Origin of the sequence: Amycolatopsis tolypomycina, assembly GCF_900105945.1 — a bacterium.
GTDB classification, from domain to species: Bacteria; Actinomycetota; Actinomycetes; order Mycobacteriales; family Pseudonocardiaceae; genus Amycolatopsis; species Amycolatopsis tolypomycina.
This window is the reverse complement of the sequence record NZ_FNSO01000004.1, coordinates 6,654,231-6,672,462: the sequence shown is the minus strand read 5'-3', so window position 1 is coordinate 6,672,462 and position 18,232 is coordinate 6,654,231. Positions and strand designations below refer to the sequence as shown.

21 protein-coding genes are annotated in these 18,232 nt (G+C 70.6%); 10 read left to right on the top strand and 11 right to left on the bottom strand.

What is annotated here, in order from left to right; all coding sequences use genetic code 11:
* Positions 1-36: 36 nt before the first annotated feature.
* The 3 genes from BLW76_RS40090 to BLW76_RS40080 all read left to right on the top strand — a co-directional run bounded on the left by BLW76_RS40090 (position 37) and on the right by BLW76_RS40080 (position 2,257).
* Positions 37-582 carry a dihydrofolate reductase family protein gene (locus BLW76_RS40090; RefSeq protein ID WP_091317234.1) on the top strand — a complete coding sequence of 182 codons (546 nt, stop codon included), beginning with the start codon at positions 37-39 and terminating at the stop codon, positions 580-582.
* Positions 579-1,685, top strand: coding sequence for an epoxide hydrolase family protein (locus BLW76_RS40085; protein WP_091317232.1), 1,107 nt, complete (start codon positions 579-581; stop codon positions 1,683-1,685). Before BLW76_RS40090 ends, BLW76_RS40085 begins: the two co-directional genes overlap by 4 nt.
* 248 nt (positions 1,686-1,933) lie before the next feature.
* Complete coding sequence (locus tag BLW76_RS40080; RefSeq protein ID WP_143060775.1) at positions 1,934-2,257, top strand: multidrug efflux MFS transporter; 324 nt, start codon at positions 1,934-1,936, stop codon at positions 2,255-2,257.
* On the opposite strand, the gene BLW76_RS40075 is transcribed toward BLW76_RS40080, so the two are convergent.
* Positions 2,250-3,773, bottom strand: a complete 1,524-nt coding sequence (locus tag BLW76_RS40075) for an AMP-binding protein (RefSeq protein WP_091317229.1) — start codon at positions 3,771-3,773, stop codon at positions 2,250-2,252. The genes BLW76_RS40080 and BLW76_RS40075 overlap by 8 nt on opposite strands.
* 61 nt (positions 3,774-3,834) lie before the next feature.
* On the opposite strand from BLW76_RS40075, the gene BLW76_RS40070 reads away from it, so the two are divergent.
* Positions 3,835-4,662 carry a hypothetical protein gene (locus BLW76_RS40070; RefSeq protein ID WP_208613480.1) on the top strand — a complete coding sequence of 276 codons (828 nt, stop codon included), beginning with the start codon at positions 3,835-3,837 and terminating at the stop codon, positions 4,660-4,662.
* A gap of 198 nt (positions 4,663-4,860) precedes the next feature.
* On the top strand, positions 4,861-5,589 hold the full coding sequence (locus BLW76_RS40065; protein ID WP_091317226.1) for a nitroreductase/quinone reductase family protein: 729 nt from the start codon (positions 4,861-4,863) through the stop codon (positions 5,587-5,589).
* On the opposite strand, the gene BLW76_RS40060 is transcribed toward BLW76_RS40065, so the two are convergent.
* From BLW76_RS40060 to BLW76_RS40040, 5 genes are all read right to left on the bottom strand, one after another.
* Entirely contained in the window at positions 5,590-6,438 is an 849-nt protein-coding gene (locus BLW76_RS40060) for an LLM class F420-dependent oxidoreductase (protein WP_244170541.1), read from the bottom strand. It lies immediately after the preceding gene.
* Positions 6,439-6,464: 26 nt separating this feature from the next.
* Entirely contained in the window at positions 6,465-7,154 is a 690-nt protein-coding gene (locus tag BLW76_RS40055; RefSeq protein ID WP_091317225.1) for a TetR/AcrR family transcriptional regulator, read from the bottom strand.
* Positions 7,155-7,216: 62 nt separating this feature from the next.
* Entirely contained in the window at positions 7,217-8,143 is a 927-nt protein-coding gene (locus tag BLW76_RS40050; protein WP_091317223.1) for a phosphotransferase enzyme family protein, read from the bottom strand.
* 11 nt (positions 8,144-8,154) lie between these two features.
* Entirely contained in the window at positions 8,155-9,339 is a 1,185-nt protein-coding gene (locus tag BLW76_RS40045) for a pyridoxal phosphate-dependent aminotransferase (protein ID WP_244170540.1), read from the bottom strand.
* A 32-nt stretch (positions 9,340-9,371) separates the two neighbouring features.
* A complete protein-coding gene (locus BLW76_RS40040) occupies positions 9,372-10,280 on the bottom strand; it encodes a hypothetical protein (protein ID WP_091317220.1) in 909 nt (302 codons plus the stop codon).
* 212 nt (positions 10,281-10,492) lie between these two features.
* Between BLW76_RS40040 and BLW76_RS40035 the strand changes: the two genes are divergently transcribed.
* The 3 genes from BLW76_RS40035 (at position 10,493) to BLW76_RS40025 (ending at position 12,201) form a co-directional block, all read left to right on the top strand.
* Complete coding sequence (locus BLW76_RS40035; protein ID WP_091320476.1) at positions 10,493-10,792, top strand: YciI family protein; 300 nt, start codon at positions 10,493-10,495, stop codon at positions 10,790-10,792.
* A gap of 108 nt (positions 10,793-10,900) precedes the next feature.
* Positions 10,901-11,464 carry a pterin-binding domain-containing protein gene (locus BLW76_RS40030; RefSeq protein ID WP_091317218.1) on the top strand — a complete coding sequence of 188 codons (564 nt, stop codon included), beginning with the start codon at positions 10,901-10,903 and terminating at the stop codon, positions 11,462-11,464.
* On the top strand, positions 11,461-12,201 hold the full coding sequence (locus BLW76_RS40025; RefSeq protein ID WP_091317217.1) for a dihydrofolate reductase family protein: 741 nt from the start codon (positions 11,461-11,463) through the stop codon (positions 12,199-12,201). The genes BLW76_RS40030 and BLW76_RS40025 overlap by 4 nt, the downstream gene beginning before the upstream one ends.
* A 54-nt stretch (positions 12,202-12,255) precedes the next feature.
* On the opposite strand, the gene BLW76_RS48175 is transcribed toward BLW76_RS40025, so the two are convergent.
* From BLW76_RS48175 to BLW76_RS40000, 5 genes are all read right to left on the bottom strand, one after another.
* Complete coding sequence (locus BLW76_RS48175) at positions 12,256-12,699, bottom strand: hypothetical protein (RefSeq protein ID WP_143060774.1); 444 nt, start codon at positions 12,697-12,699, stop codon at positions 12,256-12,258.
* A 33-nt stretch (positions 12,700-12,732) separates the two neighbouring features.
* A complete protein-coding gene (locus BLW76_RS40015) occupies positions 12,733-13,179 on the bottom strand; it encodes a hypothetical protein (RefSeq protein WP_091317214.1) in 447 nt (148 codons plus the stop codon).
* 605 nt (positions 13,180-13,784) lie between these two features.
* Positions 13,785-14,186 carry an NUDIX hydrolase gene (locus BLW76_RS40010; protein ID WP_091317212.1) on the bottom strand — a complete coding sequence of 134 codons (402 nt, stop codon included), beginning with the start codon at positions 14,184-14,186 and terminating at the stop codon, positions 13,785-13,787.
* Positions 14,187-14,201: 15 nt separating this feature from the next.
* Positions 14,202-15,872 (bottom strand): hypothetical protein, encoded by a 1,671-nt coding sequence (locus BLW76_RS40005; RefSeq protein WP_091317210.1) that lies wholly within the window; start codon positions 15,870-15,872, stop codon positions 14,202-14,204.
* Positions 15,873-15,948: 76 nt separating this feature from the next.
* Positions 15,949-16,314: a VOC family protein gene (locus BLW76_RS40000; protein WP_091317209.1), complete on the bottom strand. Its 366-nt coding sequence runs from the start codon at positions 16,312-16,314 to the stop codon at positions 15,949-15,951.
* Positions 16,315-16,446: 132 nt separating this feature from the next.
* Here BLW76_RS40000 and BLW76_RS39995 point away from each other — a divergent pair, with 132 nt between their 5' ends.
* Together BLW76_RS39995 and BLW76_RS49035 are read left to right on the top strand one after the other, a co-directional pair.
* Positions 16,447-17,586 carry a serine hydrolase domain-containing protein gene (locus BLW76_RS39995; protein ID WP_091317207.1) on the top strand — a complete coding sequence of 380 codons (1,140 nt, stop codon included), beginning with the start codon at positions 16,447-16,449 and terminating at the stop codon, positions 17,584-17,586.
* Positions 17,587-17,905: 319 nt separating this feature from the next.
* Entirely contained in the window at positions 17,906-18,082 is a 177-nt protein-coding gene (locus tag BLW76_RS49035) for a hypothetical protein (protein ID WP_167384888.1), read from the top strand.
* Positions 18,083-18,232: the final 150 nt, after the last annotated feature.

Genomic DNA, 18,232 nt, shown 5'->3' with positions numbered 1-18,232 from the left:
CGGGTTTATAGTGGAACCCCGCACCGAGGGGGGTCCATGCGCAAGATCGTTTCGAACCTGTTCATCTCGCTGGACGGCGTGGTCGAAGCGCCGGACAAGTGGTCGTTGCGGTACTGGAGCGACGAAATCGGCCAGGCGGTCGGCAGCGGGCTGGCTGCCGCCGACGCGATGCTGCTCGGGCGCGTCACCTACGAAGGGTTCGCCGAGGCGTGGCCCGGCCGGACCGTCGAGGACGACGAAGGCGCCGAATTCATGAACAGCGTGCGCAAATACGTGCTTTCGTCGACTTTGTCCGAAGTCGGCTGGAACAACTCGACGTTGCTCACCGGCGACCCGGCCGAGGCGGTCCGGACGCTGAAGGCCGGGCCGGGCGGGGACATCATGACCAGCGGCAGCCCGACGACCGTGCGGTGGCTGCTCGCCGAAGGGCTGGTCGACGAGCTCAACCTGCTGCTGTACCCGGTCGTCGTGGGCCGGGGAAAACGGCTGTTCCCCGAAGAAGGGCCGTCGTTCCCGCTGGAGCTGAAGAAGTCCGCGACGTTCGGCAACGGCGTCGTCCGGCTGATCTACGTGCCGGCGTGATCACCCCGTTCCGGATCGAGGTCCCCGAAGCCGACCTCGACGACCTGCGCACGCGGCTGCGGCAGACGCGCTGGCCCGAAGCCGAGCCGGTGGACGACTGGAGCCAGGGCACGCCGCTGGCGTACCTGCGTCCGCTGTGCGAATACTGGGCGACGGACTACGACTGGCGCCGGGTGGAGGCCCGCTTCAACCGGTTTCCGCAGTACCGCACCGAAATCGACGGGCTGGGCATCCACTTCCTGCACGTGCGCGCGCCGGATCCGGCCGCGCTGCCGCTGATCCTCACGCACGGCTGGCCCGGCTCGTTCCTCGAGTTCGGCAAGGTGATCGAGCCGCTGTCCGCGGAGTTCCACCTGGTCATCCCGTCGCTGCCGGGCTACGGCTTCAGCGACAAGCCATCGGCGCCGGGCTGGGGCATCGAGCGGATCGCGGCCGCGTGGGCGGAACTGATGGCCCGCCTGGGGTACGCGCGCTACGGCGCGCAGGGCGGCGACTGGGGAACGTCGATCACGACGTCGCTGGCCCAGCAGGACGCGGCGCACCTGGCGGGCATCCACCTGAACCCGCCGATCGCTGCGCCGGACCCGGCGACGTTCGGCGACCTGACGCCGTCCGAGCGGGCCGCGCTGGAGGCGTTGGAGCACGCGCAGCGCTGGGAGGACGGGTATTCGGTGCTGCAGTCGACCCGGCCGCAGACGATCGGCTACAGCCTGCTCGACTCCCCGGCCGGGCTCTGCGGCTGGCTGGTGGAGAAGTTCCACGCCTGGTCCGACGGCTTCCCGTTCACCCGCGACGAGCTGCTGGACGACGTCACGCTGTACTGGCTCACCGGCACGGCGGCGTCCTCGGCGCGGCTGTACTGGGAGAGCATCCGCAAGGTCCAGAAGTGGTTCTCCGAAGCGACGGAGGACACGGTCGACGTCCCGGTGGGCTGTTCGATCTTCCCGAAGGAGATGCCGCGCCCGTCACGCCGGTGGGCGGAGAAGCGCTACCCCGACATCCGGCACTGGAACGAGCTGCCACGCGGCGGCCACTTCGCGGCGTACGAGCAACCCGAACTGTTCGCCGACGAGGTGCGGACGTTCTTCCGGCTGGTCCGCTAAGCCGAGGCGTGGTGCCGCACGAGGGCATCGCGAGCACGGCGTCGGGGACGGGTGAGCCACCGAGTTCGCCCCGGGCCCGCGCCCGGTCGATGACCTGCTCGAACACCCCGGGGACGATCAGCTTGACGTCCTCGGGCACTTCGTCCAGCTCGCTCAGCAGGCCCGTGGCGACGTCGACGCCGATCTGTTCGACCCGCTCGGCGAGCTCTCGGACGCGCCCGACCCATCGCCACCGCCGGCGTCGTGCTGTGTGCCGCGGCGACCGTCCCGTTCGCGGTGGCGCGCGCACCGGCTGGGTGCTCCTGGGCGGCGCGCTGGTCGTCCGCGGCGGCGCGCTCAGCGCGGTCAACATCGCCATCACCGCCGGGGCGTTCCGCGGACTGGCGCGCGACGAGGTCCCGGCCGGTTCCGCGATCGTCCGGCTCGTCCAGCAGCTCGGCGGCGCCGCGGGCACCGCGCTGCTCGCCGGCATCGCGGCCGCGTCCGGCTTCCACGGCGCGTTCCTCTGGAGCATCGGCCTGACGCTGGTGGCCCTCGTCCCCTGCCTCGCCATCCCGGCGAAGCTCAGTTGACCTGGCGGGACTGGCCCTGCCAGAACGGTTCGCGCAGCTTGAACTTCTGGATCTTGCCGGTCGCCGTCCGGGGCAGCGCGTCCAGGAACTCGATCCGCTTCGGGCACTTGTACCCCGCCAGGTACCCCCGGCAGTGCTGGATCAGCTCGTCGGCCGTGACGTCGCCCTCCACCACGACCAGCGCCGTCACCAGCTCGCCCCACTTCTCGTCCGGGATGCCGATCACCGCGGCCTCGCGGATCGCCGGGTGCGAGTTCAGCGCGTCCTCGACCTCGATCGACGACACGTTCTCGCCGCCGGAGATGATCACGTCCTTCTTGCGGTCCGCGATGGTCAGGTACCCCTCGGAGAACGTGCCGCCGTCGCCGGTGTGGAACCAGCCGCCGTCGGTGACCCGCGCGGTTTCCTCCGGGTTTTCCCAGTAGCCGTCCAGGTTGTGGTTCGACTGGGCGAGCACCTCGCCGTCGCTGTCCACGGCGATCCGGACGCCCAGCGCCGGCGTTCCCGCGCGGCCCAGCAGCCGTGCCTGCTCGTGCGGGTCGAGGTCCGCCCACTCGCCGCGCATCCGGTTGACCGTCAGCAGCGGCGCGGTCTCGGTGAGCCCGTAGATCTGGATGAACTCCCAGCCCAGCTCCGCCCGGACCCGCTCGATCGTGCGCGTCGGCGGTGGCGCGCCGGCCACGACGATCCGGACGCGGTCGCGGCCGGGGATCTCGCCGTCCCAGCTCGCGGCGCCGTCCAGGGCCGCCGTGACCACCGCGGGTGCCGCGCAGAGGATCGTGACGCCGTGTTCGTCGATGCGCCGCAGGATCTCGGTGCCGTCGACCTTGCGCAGCACGATGTGCCGCCCGCCGAGGCCGGTCACCGCGTACGGCATGCCCCAGCCGTTGCAGTGGAACATCGGCAGCGTGTGCAGCAGGACGTCGTGGTCGCTCAACGTCGTGTGCAGGCCGAAGACGGCGGCGTTCAGCCAGATGTTGCGGTGGGTGAGCTGCACGCCCTTCGGCCGCGCGGTCGTCCCCGACGTGTAGTTGATCGTCGCCGTGGCCGACTCGTCGCCTTCCCACGGCCGGGGCGTGCCGTCGCCGCCCCAGATGGCTTCGTCGTCGCGGCCGAGGACGAACACGTGCTTCGCCGTCACCGTGTCCAGCAGGTGTTCCAGCTCCGGGTCGACGATCAGCACCTCCGCCCCGGAGTGCTCCACTATGTACTTGACCTCGGCGGGAGCCAGCCGGAAGTTGACCGGCACCAGGATCCGGCCCCAGGCGGACACGCCGAAGAACGACACGAGCAGCCGCGCGGCGTTGTGCGACACGATCGCGACGCGCCCGCCGGCCGGCACGCCTAGCGCGTCGAGGTTGGCGGCCTGCGCGCGGGCCCGGCGCGCCACCTCGCGGTAGGTGAGCGAACCCCAGCTCGGCGCGGGCTGGTCCGGCTCGTCGACCACCGCCACGCGGTCCGGGTACACCGTTTCCGCGCGGTCGAGGAAGTCCCGGACACCCAGATCGAAGAACATCCCCCGATGATGACTCTTCACCGGGTGCCCGCACCAGTCCGATGTGGTTCGCTGGACGACGATGGACTTCGACACGGTGGCCGGCGAGCTCTACGGGGGTGACCTCGCGGAGTTCACCAGCGCGCGCAACGCGGCGGCGAAGGCGGCGAAGGCCGAGGGGAACGCCGAGCTCGCGAAGCGGATCCAGCAACTGCGCAAGCCGACCACGGCCGCGGCGATCGTCAACGGCCTGGCCAGGGACGACTCCGAGCAGCTGCGCGAGCTGGCCGAGCTCGGCGACGAACTGCGGGACGCGCACACCCGCCTGGCCGGTGACGACCTGCGCGCGCTGACCCGGCGCCGCGGCGAGCTCGTGCGGCGGATCCTGCACGAGCTGCCGTCGATGAGCGACACGGTGTCCCGCGAGGTGGAGGCGACCCTGGAGGCCGTCGCGGCCGACCCGGACACCGCCGCGCTGGCGCTGGCCGGCCGGCTGACGTCGGTGGCGCACCAGGACACCGACCAGTGGTTCAGCCTCGCCGCGAGCGTCCCGCCCGCCACCGGGCAGCGGCCGAAGAAGCTGGTGGAGAAGGCCGAGCCGGCCAAGCCGAAGCGCGACCACCGGCGTGAGGAAGAGGAACGGGCGCGGGCCCGTGCCGAACGCGAGCGCCTGCGCAAGGAAGCCGCCGAGCGGGACAAGGAACGCGCGACGGCCGAGCGCGACCTGGTCCGCACCGAACGCGCGGCCGAGCAGGCCGCGGCCCGCGTCGAAGACCTGCGCGAGCGCCTGGCCGAAGCCGAAGAACGCGCCGAGCGTGCGAAGACGGAGTTCGAGACGGCGAAAGCCGCTTTCGACGAAGCCGACGCGGCCGCCACCGCCGCCCGGGAAGCCGCCGACGCCGCCCGCTGAGCTACGCGGTTAAGGTATGGCTGTCCGCCGGCCAGGTTGGTAACGTGCGGTTTGCGCCCCGGATGGGCCGACACACGGAGGTAGTGGCTACCCAGCCCCCTTGAGATCGACACGTTCCGCCTTTCCCTGGCGGAGCTGTGCCCTCCGTGTCGCCCTCTCGGCCTCCGGTGAATTCTTCATCGGAAAGGACAACCCAGCTTGATCATGCTCACCACGACCGGCGCCCGGACGGGCCGGAAGCACCGCGTTCCCCTGGGCGCCTTGGACATCGACGGCCGGCTGGTCGTCGTCGCCTCGGCGATGGGCGCGCCGCACCACCCGGCCTGGTACCACAACATCCGGCGCAACCCGCTTGTCCTGGTGGAAACGGAAACCGAGTCGTACGAGGCCATGGCGGCGCTCCCGCCGGACCGCGACAAGCTGTTCGCCGAGGTGATCGAGCGGGAGCCGGGGTTCGCGCAGTACCAGGCGCGCACGACCCGGATCCTGCCCGTCGTCGAGCTGCACCGGTTCGACACCGCCCGCCGCATGGGCGACTGGCTCGTCGAGATGCACGACTGGCTGCGCGGTGAGCTGAAGGAAGTGCGTGCCGAGCTGGAGTGCGGCGTCCCCCGGCAGCTGCGCACGCGGTGCGCCGGGTTCTGCACGGCCCTCACCCGGCACCACACCGGCGAGGCCAGGAACATCTTCCCGGTGCTGGCCGAGCGGTTCCCGGCCCTCAAGCCCACGCTGGACAAGCTCGACGAAGAGCACGTCGTCGTGGCCAGGCTGCAGGAGGAGATCGAGCGGCTCGTCGAGGCGGAAACCGACCCGGTCCGGCTGCGCGCGGAGTTCGACCGCCTCCAGTCCGCATTGGACAGTCACTTCGCCTACGAGGAGCGCACGCTCGTCGCGGCGCTGAACGTCCTGCTGCCCGCGCCCGGCTGATCAGAGCAGCACTTCGGCCAGCCGCCGCTGGTTCGCCAGCTCCACCTCGGGTGACGGGCCGAGCACCTGCACCGCCACGTGGTCGGCGCCGGCGTCCACATGGGACAGCAGGCCCTTGGCGATGGTCTCCGGCGTGCCGTGCAGGACGAGGTCGTCGATCAGGCGGTCGCTGCCGCCGCCGGCGACGTCGGCCTCGGTGTACCCGTGGCGCAGCAGGTTGTTCACGTAGTTGCTGAGCCCCAGGTAGGGGGTCTGGACGTACGGACGGCCGATGGCACGCGCGGCCACCGGGTCTTCGTCCACGACCACCTTGTGCTCCGGGGCCAGCAGCTTGCCCGCGCCCAGGATCGTCCGTGCGTGCCGGGTGTGCGCGACCGGGACGAGATACGGGTGCGCGCCCGCGGTGCGCTCGGCGGCCAGCTTCAGCACGCGGTCGCCGAGCGCGGCGAGCACCCGGGCCTCGGCCGGGACGCCGGCCGCGTCGAGCCGGTCGAGGTAGTCGACGATCTTGGCGTACGGGCTGCGGTATTCGGTGACCGCCTCCGGGTGACCGACGCCGATGCCGAGCAGCAAGCGCTTTCCGTAGCAGCCGGCGAGCCGGTGGTAGGACGCGGCGAGCGTCTCCGGCTCGTCGACCCACATGTTGACGATCGCCGTCGCCACGGTGACCCGCTCGGTCGCGGCGAGGAGGTCTTCGACGAAGGCGAGGTCGCCGACCGAGTTGCGGCCGGTGCCCAGCCAGACCACGCCGTACCCCAGCTCGTCCGCCGCGATCGCCTGCTCCCTGCGGGTCGCGTCGTCGCGGTGCGGAGCCAGGAACAGGCCGAACTTGCTCGATACATTTGTCATAACGAGTAATGTAGCAAATGTAGCGGTCAGTTCGCCAGCCGGTGCAGCCACTCCCGCAGCATCAGGCGTTCGGTCGGGGTCAGGGCGCGGTCGTCGTCCTCGAGCGCGGTCGACAAAGCGACAGCGAGGGCGCTCACGGACGAGCCTTCCGCGGGGCGGTCGGTGAGCAGCCCGGCCAGGACCGACTCCCTGACCTGCGCGGACATCATCAGGTCGCGGCTCTCCTCGGGCTGGGCGATCAGGCTGAGCGTGACGCCGCTGTTGGCCGCCGCGAACTGCCGCGCGGCCTCCGCCGCCTCGACGCGCAACCGGCCGTCGCGCGCCAACGGCGTGAAGAGCTCCAGCAGCATCGCTTCGGCGCTGGAGGTGAGGTTGCACGGGACGCCCGGCTCGATCTGGCCGTAGAGCAGCACGTAGAACGCCGGGTGGGCGAGGCCGTACTCGACGTGCCTGTCCCAGCCCGTGCGGATCCGGTCCACCGGGTCGCCGTCCGGGTCCGGCGCCTGGACGTACTGGGTGAAGCCGTAGTTGACGACGGCGTCGAGCAGGCCCTGCTTGCTGCCGAAGTGGTGGTACAGCGTGGGCGCCTGGACGCCGGCGCGCTCGCAGATCGCCCGCGTCGACACCGGCCCGTCGCCGGCTTCGTGCAGGAGCTGGCCGGCGGCCAGCAGCAGGCGGTCGCGGGTACTGGTGGCGTTGCTCGATCGTCCGGCCATATAGCAATTGTAACGACGACCTGTAACGGGGCACTTTCACGTGAAAGTGCCCCCTCGGCGGGTCAGCGCAGGCGAAGCTGGACCCGCCGGAGCGCGGCGAACGCGGCCAGTACTTGCGGATCCGTCGTGGCCGCGTCGGGACGCACGGACCGGTAGCCGTCCAGGAGTGCCTCCTGCAGCTCGTGGCGCTGGGGCAGGTGGGCGAGCGCGGCGGAGGCGACGGCGAGGTCGTAGGCGAAGTGCCCGTACCCGCAGTCGTCGAAGTCGATCACGTGTACCCGGCCGCGGTGCAGCAGGTAGTTGTCCTGGTGCAGGTCGCCGTGCACCAGGCCGAACACGTCGGCGCCGCAGCCCAGCTCGGCGCGCACCGCGCGGACGCGGGCCACCGCCCGGCGGATCCGCTCGTCGCCGCCTGCCGCCGCGACGGCCCGGTTGACGACCGCCGCGGAGAAGCCGTCGACCTGCGTGCGGCCGAACTCGGTCAGGTCGTCGACGCGGCCGCGGTCGAGGCCGTTCATCCGGGCACCGTGCAGGTGCAGCCGCGCGGTGAACTCGCCCACCGCGTACAGCTGCGGCGGGGTGAGCCGCTCGTCGAGGAACCGGCCCTCGACCCAGTGGCAGAGCACGCAGGTGCGCGGCTCGGGCACCGCCGGGTCGGCGACCACGGTGACGAGGTCCCGCGCGCGCGTCGGCACCGGCTGCGGGACGACGAGGCCGGTTTCGCGGCGCAACGTCGTCAGCCAGGCCATCTCGGCCCGCACCTGCGCGACGCCGGGGCCGTCCGGACGCTGCACGCGCAGGACGTACCGCTCGCCGTCCGCGCCGTCGACGCGGAACGTCGTGTTGTGCCCGTGCGCCAGCGGCGTCAGGCGGGCCACCGGCACGGCGTAGGCGGTCAGGGCCGCTTCGGCGAGCCGGCGCAGGCGACGCGTCCGGCCGGCGCGGTCGAGCTCGGCGAACGGCCGGCTGTTCGCCTGGAAGTCGGCCATCGCCCAGGTGCTCAGCTGATCGACCGTTCCGGCTCGCGCGCGTGCGAGACCAGCTCGATGGTCGGCGTCGTGTGCCGCCCGCCGCCGAGCCGCTCCACGCCGCGCAGTCCTTCGACCAGCCGCTCGACCTCGGTGTCCGGCCGCACCCCGAAGCGCATGAACTGGCTGGTCATGCCGATCTTGTTGCCGCACTGGCGCACCAGCAGGTGGTGCTCGGCGAGCAGGTAGTCGCACAGCTCGGCGCCGTCGACCGACGCGGGCAGCTTGACGAGCAGGAAGTTCGCCTGCGACGGGAACACCGTCAGCTCCGGGAACTGCCCGAGCTGCGAATGCATCATGAACCGGTCGAGCGCGAGCTTCTTCAGGCTTTCCTCGTACTCCGCGCGGCGCTCGGCGAGCATGAAGATCACGGTCTCGGCGAGCGAGTTGAGGTTCCACTTCGGCAGCGCGGCCGACAGCTTGCGCGTCAGCGCGGGGTTCGAGACCTGGTAGCCGAACCGGATCCCGTGCAGCCCGAAGTTCTTGCCGAGGCTCTTCAGCACGATCACGTTCGGCCGCACGACGGCTTCGGCGGCCACCGACGGGTTGCGCTCCACCTCGACGAAGTCGATGAACGACTCGTCGACCACCACCAGGTCGAGGTCTTCGAGGGCGTCCATGAACCGGATCACCTCGCGGCGCGGCAGGTACCCGCCGTCGGGGTTGTTCGGGTTGCACAGCACCGCGACCCGGGAGCCGCGGCGCTTGATGAAGTCGATGTACTCGTCCACTCGCAGCTCGAAGCCGTCCGCTTCCTTCAGCAGGAACATGTCGACGCGCTTGCCGGTCTCCATCGGCTGGTCGGTCCAGCGGCCGAACGTCGGGATCGGCACGGCGACGCTGGAGCCGACCAGCAGCTGGTCGATCCAGGTGATCAGCTCGGTCGAGCCGTTGGCCAGCGAGATCGTCGACGGGTTGAGCCGCAGCACGCTCGCCAGCTGCGCGGTGATCGCGGCGGAATCGCTCGGGTAGAACTTCAGGATCGTGCGGAGGTTCCGTTCGAGCTCGCCGAACATCTCGTCGGTCGGGAAGTACGGGTTGCAGGGGATGCAGAAGTCCGCCAGGTCGTCCGCGTGCTGCCCCATCGCCCGCGCCACGGAGAAGAACGACGGGCTGTGAGCCTTGTTCTGCTGAAAAAGGCCGTGGGTCGTGGTCATACCGTGCCGCACGTGTTCTCCGTCCGCCGCCTTTACCGGCCCCTTGCCTTCCCGTTGAGGACACGTGCGAATCGGACGCCCGGTTCAATGCCGGACACCGCGTGGATTCCGGTTCCCGCCAGTACCGCCGCGGCCAGCGCGGACAGCACCATGAGCGGCAGCGGCGCGGCGAACGGGTCGATGCCGGTGAAGGACTCGACACCGATCACGGCGGTGAGCACGAGGTCGGCGGCCACGGCTGTTTTCACCACGTTCAGCCGGTGCGCCTCGGGGTGGCGGGTGAAGCGCAGCAGCCAGGCCAGCGCGGGCAGCACCAGGATCGCGTGCATGGCGACCGCGTGCAGCGGCTTGAGGGCGCCGGCCGTCGTGTACGCCAGCTGCGGGTCGCCGCCGCGGGCCGCGACGACCCCGCGGCCGATCATCACCGCGCCGGTGGCCAGCGCGACGAGCAGCACCACCAGGCCGGCGCGGACGGCCAGGCGCAGGCTCGGCGCGGCCGGGCCGGGCTCGACGAGCGCGGCGGCGGTGAAGCCGATGACGGTCAGGACGAGCACGCCACCACCGGCGGCGAGCGTCATCGAAACGACGTCGTCGAACGGCGTCTCGAAGTTGAAGTGCGACGGCACCCCGCGCCAGGCCTGCATGCTGACGAGCACGACCTCGGCGACGCTCGCCGTGGTGAACGCCCCGAGCAGGACGTTGCGCACCCGCGGCCGCACGGTGAGGAACGACGTCGCCCAGGCGACCGACGCGAGCGTCAGCCCGAACGACAGGCCGAACGTGACGGCCTTGCGCATCGACAGCGGGCCCAGCCACGAGCCGCCGGTGGCGATGAGCACGAGTGCGTGCGCGACGCCGCTCACGAACAGCGCGGCGCCGACGGCGTAGGCGATCCGCTCGGCTCGCCGTCCGTCGTACCAGATCCGGGTCAGTGCGTTCATGCCTCGCAGTGTCGCGGCCCGCGGGGCGCCGCCGCGTCGGCCCGGCGGCGACACCCCGACGTACGACGAGGTGCGTACGGTAACCGGCGAGTATGTCGAAAAAGCCGCCGTAAAGGAATTCCCGAGTTCTTGACGGAATATTGACGAAAGGCGTGTCCGGTGCCACTCGCCAGGCGGATGCGGTGCGGGCCTTGGCGTTCTACCCTGCAAACATGTACATCGCATTGCTGACACACACAGCGCCCGAAACAGAAGTCGACTACGCGCTTCCGGATCATTCGGACTGGGTGCGCAAACAATTTACCCAAGGATTGTTCCTGGTTTGCGGAAAGGGCAACGGCGTGGCCGACCAGGTGATACTGGTCCGCTCGGTGCTGCGCGGCAAGCTCGACGCCGTGCTCGCCAGCGACCCGTTCGTGGTCCAGCGGCTCGCCCGGTACGACGTCATCGAGTTCACCGCCACGCGCACCGCACGGGAGCTGCTGGCGATCAACGAGGCGATTGCCTCCTGAGGATCCGTCGAGTCGGGTGGCCCGGCGACGAAGCCCCGCCACCTGACGGCGAAGAACGCACACCCGCTGGCTTATGATCGCGAAGGACGTCCAGCCAGGGAGAGTGCGATGAAAACCCCCGACCTCGTCTTCCGGGGCCGCCGGTTGAGCAGCGACCGCGCGCTGGTGCTGGCCGCCGTCGAGTCGCTCCCCGCGGCCCGAGCCGCCGTCGACGACGGCGCCGACCTCGTGAGTTTCGCCGACGCCTCCCTTGTCGCGCAGGCGCGTGCGGCTTTCCCCGACCTCGTCATCGGGGTGGACACCGCCGACCCGTCGGTCGCCGAGGCCTGCTGCGAAGCGGGCGCCGACCTGATCGTGGCGCGCGCGGACCTGGCGGAGATCGCGGCCCGCCACGGCGTGGGTTATGTCGCGCCCGCGGTGCCTTCCGTGCCCGGTCTGTCCGTTGTCGTGGACATCGGGGAGTTCCGGTCGATGCCGGCCGTCGACCTGCCGGTGCTGGCATCGGTGGCGGGCGACGGAACGCCCGCCGGGCTGGCCCTGGCGGCCCTCGCGGCCTCGGCGGGAGTGGCGATCATCAGCACGAAGCACGTCCGCGGAGTGCGTCACGCGGCGGAGATGGCGGCGAGCATCGCGGGCACGCGTCCGCCGGCGAAGGCGGTCCGGTGGGAGTGATCCGCGAGGTCTGGCCGTCCGCCCGCGACCTGGCCGAGGAAGACCTCGAGCGCCTGTACAGCTACCCGGCGGACCCGCGCTGGCTGGCGGTGAACTTCGTCTCGAGCACGGACGGCGCGATCGAAGTCGAAGGCCGGTCGGCGGGCCTGTCGACCCCGGCGGACAGGGTGGTCTACCGCCTCGGCAACGACCTCGCGGACGTGGTCCTGGTGGGCGCGGGAACGGCCATGGCGGAGGGCTTCGAGGGCATGCGCCCGGACGCGGCCACGGCCGACCGCCGGCGCCGCTTCGGCCTGGCCCCGATCGCCCCGGTGGCGGTGGTGACCACGGGCCGCAGCCTGCCCCCGGACGCCCCGGTGATCACCAAGGCGGCGGTCCCGACCCTGGTGTTCACGTCTGCGGCGGCACCGGCGGAGTTGCGTTCGGCGTGGGCGGCGAACGGCGCGAAGGTGTTCGTGACGGGCGAGACAGCGGTGTCGGCCGAGCGCGTGGTGTCGACGCTGGTGGCGGAGGGACTGGGCCGCATCGACTGCGAAGGCGGGCCCAGGTTGTTCGGATCGTTGATCGAGGCCGGGATGGTCGACGAGTTCCGGTTGACGGTGGCGCCGTTCCTGGTGGCGGGAGCGACTGGTCGAGCGTCACTCGGCGAGGCTGTGGATCCGGCGGAGCTGGAGCTGGCTTCGGTGCTGACCGATGGCGCCAGTGTCTTGTTGAGGTATTTGGCGCCTCAGGGCTGAGCGGGTCGCCTGAGCCCCCGGCGGTAGCCTGCAAGGACCGCCGGGGGCGGCAGGTCAGGGGAAATACGACGTCACGCAGACCGGTGGGGTGGCCCGGTAGTAACCGGAGCCGCCGCCGCCGTCCCGCCAGAAGACGGCGCACCAGCGGTCACCGAACGAGCTGTCCTGGTATCCGGCCCAGTCGTGCGTGCGGTCTTTCCATTCGCCGTCCAGGCTGTTGCTGACGGTGCCGTGCGGACCGAACAGTTCCCAGTGGCCGATTCCCGTCCGGCCGGAGGAACGGACGTTCATCCGGATGACATCGTTGGGCGGAACGCCGCTCCCGTTCCCCCGGAAGGTCACGCACACCGTGTGGGAAAAGGCAACCGAGGGATAGTCGGCCGACTGGCAACGCTCGTAATCAGCTGCTGCGGTGGAGGCGGAGGCGGGACCGGAGGCAATTCCGGCCAGGACGGTTCCCGCGGCCACGACCATCGCGGCGGCCATGCGGTGTTTCATGCTGTTGTCCTTCCTTGTTTCTGCGTGTCGGGCTCAGGTGTAAACCGGGCTGCAGGCCATGTCCATGTAGCCGCCCCCTTCGAAGAGAACGGCGCAGACGCGCGATGCGTCGCGCGGCATCATGACCGTGACCTCGAAGTCGGCGTACTCACTGCGCCGGTTGCCGCCCCACGAGCGGTCCCGTTTGAACATCTCCTTGTTCTGGGCGTCCAGGACCCGGACTTCGATGCGCGGGTTGCCCACGCCCCAGATGGGGGAGTCGAAGTTCCCCCTGATGGTGTTGAGGTACTTGGTCGTCTGGGCATCCCAGCCGACACACAGCAAACCGGTTTTGTTCTGAATGGTGGTGCACCCGGCGCCGGTCGCGGCGGCGGCGGGCGTGGCGGATATCAGGGTGGCCAGAACGGCCCCCGCGCCCGCCAGGGCGAGACCGCGCCGGGTCAGCCGGCTCTTCTGGTTTTTCTTTTCCTGCAAGGACATGCTGAACCTTTCGTATTGTGCTCATTACCCGCAGAGCGCTCCGCGCGGATGATTACCGGACCGCTTTACTGTGCGGTTCCAGGCGTGTCTGGCTCCGGCGAGCGAAGAATTGATCCCCCATCGCGAACCCCCATTCGCTCGACCAATGCGACGGACGTTATCAGGTGGATGTCCATCCTTGCGACGGTTTCAGCGTGGGGTGAAACCGGTCAAGCCGAGCATCGGTGATTGCGTCTCGCTCGAGTGTCGACTCGGCTACGCCGCACGCCCGCCGCGCAGCCAAAGCCCCCGCGGCGGTCGACCGCCCGCTACACCAACCGCGCCGCGCCCGCACCCGGCAACTGCCGCCCGCGCCCGTTCGAACGACAGTGTCCCGGCCCAGCGGGCGCGTCCACTTTTGTCGGTCCCTTCCGGTAGCGTGGAATTCGGGGGCTCCCTAGGCCGATTCCCCTTGCTGTACAGGGAAAATCGCCGCTCAGCCCCTCGTTTCAGTTCACCCGTTCCAGCGATGACGTTCGCACATTTGTTCGGGTAGCGTGGAAGACATGATCACAACGCGAAGACCCCCGCAGCACCGCGAACCGTTGCTGCGCCAGAGAAAACCCCTACCGATCAAGCAGTCGCCGGAAGTGGTCCGGCAGCGCCAGTTCCCGAGCCTCCGCCCGCGTCAGCCAAGCAAAGTCGTCATGCTCCTCAGGATTGAGCACCACCTCACCGGCTCCCTCTTCTTCCACCGTGTAAACAAAAGCGTGGATGCGCAGGGCCCGCCCCGCCACGTCCGGCCACGCGTCGCGCGCCAGCTCGCCCGTGACGCGCACCGTCAGCCCGGTCTCCTCCGCCGTCTCGCGCGTCGCTGTGTCCTCGAGGCGCTCGCCCGGCTCGGCCGTGCCTCCGGGCAGCTCCCACCGGCCCGCGAGGAACACCCCGGGCGCGCGGCGGAGAAACAGCATCCGGTCGCCGCGGACGATCCAGCAGTAGGCCAGGTGCTTGTGCGCGATCTCCGTCATGCGCGCGATTCTCGCTCAGTTGGTCTTCGACGTCGGCAGGTGGGCGCCGAGGTACCCGACGTACACCGTGCCCGTGCGGTCGGTGTCGTCGAGGAAGTGCAGGCGTGGGGCCGGCGCCTTGAACCGCTCCAAGGCGATGTGGGCGCCGAAGTAGTCGCGGCCCGCCGGGTTCGTCCGCGGATCGACGCGGAACGTGCGGGCCTGCCGGAGCCGCTCGTTCGTCGTCACCGTGTCCGACTCGGCCAGCGCGATGATGTTCGCGCTGATCAGCGAACCCGGCTGGCCGGTGCGGGCGAACGCGAGCACGTCCGACAGCTCGGGGCCCGGGTCCTGGCCCGCGTCGAGCAAGGACGTCCGGGCTGCCGCGTAGGCGTCGAGGGTGCGAAGCGCGTCCCACGCCTTGCGGCGCCAGGCGGCGGCTTTCGGGTGGTGGTCGAGGATCGCCGCCGGCGCCGGTTCGGCAGTGATCGCGAGGTGTTTCAGCGAAGCTGTCGCGGTGCCGATCAGGTCGGCGAAACTGGGGAAGTCCTCCGGTGGGCGCCCGGCGGCGGCGACTTCGTCGTCGGCGTCGTGGTGGCGGGCGAGCCGGCCCGCCAGCAGCCCGTTGACGCGCCGGAGCTCGTCGCGCTCGGCCTCGGTCTCCTCGAACGCCCGCGCGTAGTCGTCCACCTCCGCCTCCAGCTGCGCGAGCTGCCCGCGCAGGCAGGCGACGTCGGAGGCACGCGCGTCCTCCAGGCGGCGGCGGAGCGACTTCACCTCGCCGGCGTGCCGGTCGCGGTCCTCGGCGTGGGCCTTGGCCTTCTTCCGCAGGATCGTGATCACGCCCCGCGCTTCGGCCAGCTCCCGTTCGGCTCGGCTGAGCTTCTCCACCAGCTCGGCGTCGGGCTCTCGCTCCGGCGAAGCGAACGGGTCGGCCTCGTGCCACGAACGCACGCTGGGCACGTCCGCCCACTCCTCGGGCAGGGGCATGCGGCCGCGGGTCTGGATGAGCCGCGTGATCTCACCCTGCAGCACCTCGCTGGACACCGGGCTGGCGGTCAGGACGAAGTCCGGCAGCTGATCGCACGGAGGCATGTACAGCCGCGCGCCCTGCGGCACCGCGCACCCGAGCGGGAGGTTGCGGTTGAGGGTGTGGCGGAAGCGGTTGTCGACGTCGAAGACGTTGACCAGCCCGGGCCAGCCCTCCACCGGCACCGTCGGCGGCTCGGTGAGCACCAGCAGGGCCGAAGAGCGCGACGGCGCCATCAGCGCCTCGGCCAGCAGGTCCGCGAGGTGATCGCATTCCTTGCGCGACCAGCCGCGCATCGCCAGCACCGGCGTTTCGATCGGGATTTCGTCGTTGCCGCTGGCGCCCAGCTCCTCCAAGCCGATCCGGTGGGCCGGCGCTTCGTGGCAGCTGCGCCACGGCCGCGTGCACGCCGCGGACAGCAACCACATCACCCGGTCGTCGCCGGCGCGGTAGCACAGGGAGAGCAATACCTGAACGGAGTAGCGGCCGTCGCCACCCGCGTACGCGAACTTCAGGTCGCACCGGCGCGAACCGCCGTCGTCGGACGAGCCCAGATCGGTGACCGTGTAGTCGTCGTGCTGCCGCTGGCGGCTGATCAGCCTGCTGCGCAACGCGTCCAGGGGGCGTTTCCCCTCGGTGGGGACCAGTCCGTGGTGCCAGATCCGGTGCACCCCCACAGGACTCAACTCCGTTCGCCGGGAACAGGACCTCAGCCGAACATAGCGGATCCTGTGACCGTTCGAACGCGGGGCGTCACCCCGTGCGCGTCCAGAGGCAGAACGGGTGACCGGCCGGATCGAAGCAGACGCGGACGTCGTCCTGCGGCTGGAATTCCGCGACCACGGCGCCCGCCGCGGTCGCCGCCGCCGTCGCCTCCTGGAGGTCGTCGACCTCGATGTCGAGGTGCAGCTGCATCTGCTGCGCACCGTCGGCCGGCGGCCACACCGGCGGGACGTGCCCGGTCTCCAGCTGGAACGAAAGCCCAGCGCTGCCGTCGTCCGGGCGCAGTGTCACCCACGCCGGTTCGTCGGTGCGGATCGGCCAGCCGAGGAGCTTCGAGTAGAACTCGGCGAGCGCACGCGGTTCCGGCGTGCCGAGCACAGTGGAGGTCAGCTTCATGATCGGACTGGTACCCGCGAGGCGGGTTCTCTACCGCGATCCCGGAGAGGAGCGGTTGCCCGTCACCGGAATACCTCGGCAGCGCGGCGGTTGCACCCAGACGCAGAAGGTGCGATCACTGAGGGAGCTGCCATGTCGTCCGAGCACGTCCAGGGAACCGTCGCCGACGGGTTCGAGTCCGTCCGGGAGGAGTTCGCCGCCGTCGCGGCCGACGAGGGTGGTGACTACGCCGCCCAGCTCGTCGCGCACGTCGGCGGGGAGCGCGTCGTCGACCTGTGGACCGGACCCGCCATCACCGGCGACTCGCTGACCGGCGTGTTTTCTTCGACCAAGGGTGCCGCGCACCTGGTGGTCGCGCTGCTCGTCCAGGACGGCGTGCTCGACCTCGATGAGCGGGTCGCCCACTACTGGCCGGAGTTCGGTGCCGCCGGCAAGGGCGGGATCACCCTGCGGGACGTGCTCGCGCACCGCGCCGGCGTCGTGGGCGCGGACGAGGGGTTCACCGCCGAGGAGCTCGCGGACGACCGCATCATCGCCGAACGGCTCGCCCCGCAGCGACCCTACTGGCGGCCCGGCACGGCGTTCGGCTACCACGCGCTGGTGATCGGCGCGCTGACCGGCGAGGTCGTCCGGCGCGTCACCGGCCGCAGCATCCAGGAGCACTACGAGGAGCGCGTCCGGAAGCCGTTCGGCCTGGACTTCTACCTCGGGCTGCCCGAAGAACTGGAGCCGCGGTTCCTGACGACCCAGCCGATGCTGCCGACGCCGGAGCAGCTGGCGGAGCTGGAGGCGAACGCGACCGGGGCGGACAGCCTCACGGGCATCGCCTTCAACCGCAACCACCCGAAGGCGCCCGAGCTCTGGGAGCTGCCCAACATCAAACTGATCCGGCAGCTGAGCCCGGCCTCGGTGGGCGGCGTCGCGTCAGCGCGCGGGCTGGCCGGCATGTACGCGGCGGTGATCGGCGGCCCGGAGCCGCTCCTGCGCCCGGAGACCGCGGCGGAGTTCGCGCAGATCCACTCGATCGGCGACGACCTCGCGACGCGCAACCACAACGCGTTCGGCCTCGGCTTCGCGATCGTCTCGGACGACTACCCGGTGCTGGGCCAGGGCGCCTTCGGCCACAGCGGCGCGGCAGGCTCGCTGGCGTTCGCGGACCCGCGCAGCGGCCTCGCGTACGGCTACAACCGCCGCCGCTTCGCCTTCCCGGGCGGCGCGGCCCCGGAGAACGCCCGGCTCGTCCGCGCGGTCCACGCGGCCGCGACCGCGTAACCGTCCAAACAGGACGCTCGAAGCCGGGGGGTTGTCACGTTCCGTACCCGGGGCAACACGTGCCGCTGGAAGGGCCTCTAGCTGCACGGATGCACGTCCGGAGTGGACGTCGTTACAGACTTCACCCATTAGGACGTTCCGATCGAGACATCGAGCCAGCTCACGCCGGTTGGACTGACTTTCCGTAGCGAAAACTCTCCCGATCATTGCTCCGATGTGAAACTATTGGGCCGTTCGCGGGGAGAGGGCCCCGCGTCTAGGGGGACTCACCGTCACGGCCGCGTCCCCATGAAGATCCCCAGGGGAGAGGAGATCGACCATGTCGACGCCCACGGATGTCAAGCCCGAGGAAGCCCCGGAGCCGGTCGGGCAGGCCGGTCCGGAGCCGGATGAGCACGGCTGGGTGCACATCGACCACGTCCCGGAGAAGCCGAAGGACGGCCCGATCGTGGTGCCGAACTGCGGCAACCCGTGCTACCAGGTCGTCAAGCCCTGACCTTCACCGATTCGTGACCGCCCGCCTGCCGATCTTCGCCTGGCAGGCGGGCTTTCTTCTGCGACTTGCTGTGATGTCATAGGAGTGTGCCTGTGACGAACCTGGACCCGACCGAGGTCATCGAGACGGTCCGCGGCCTTCAGCGACAAG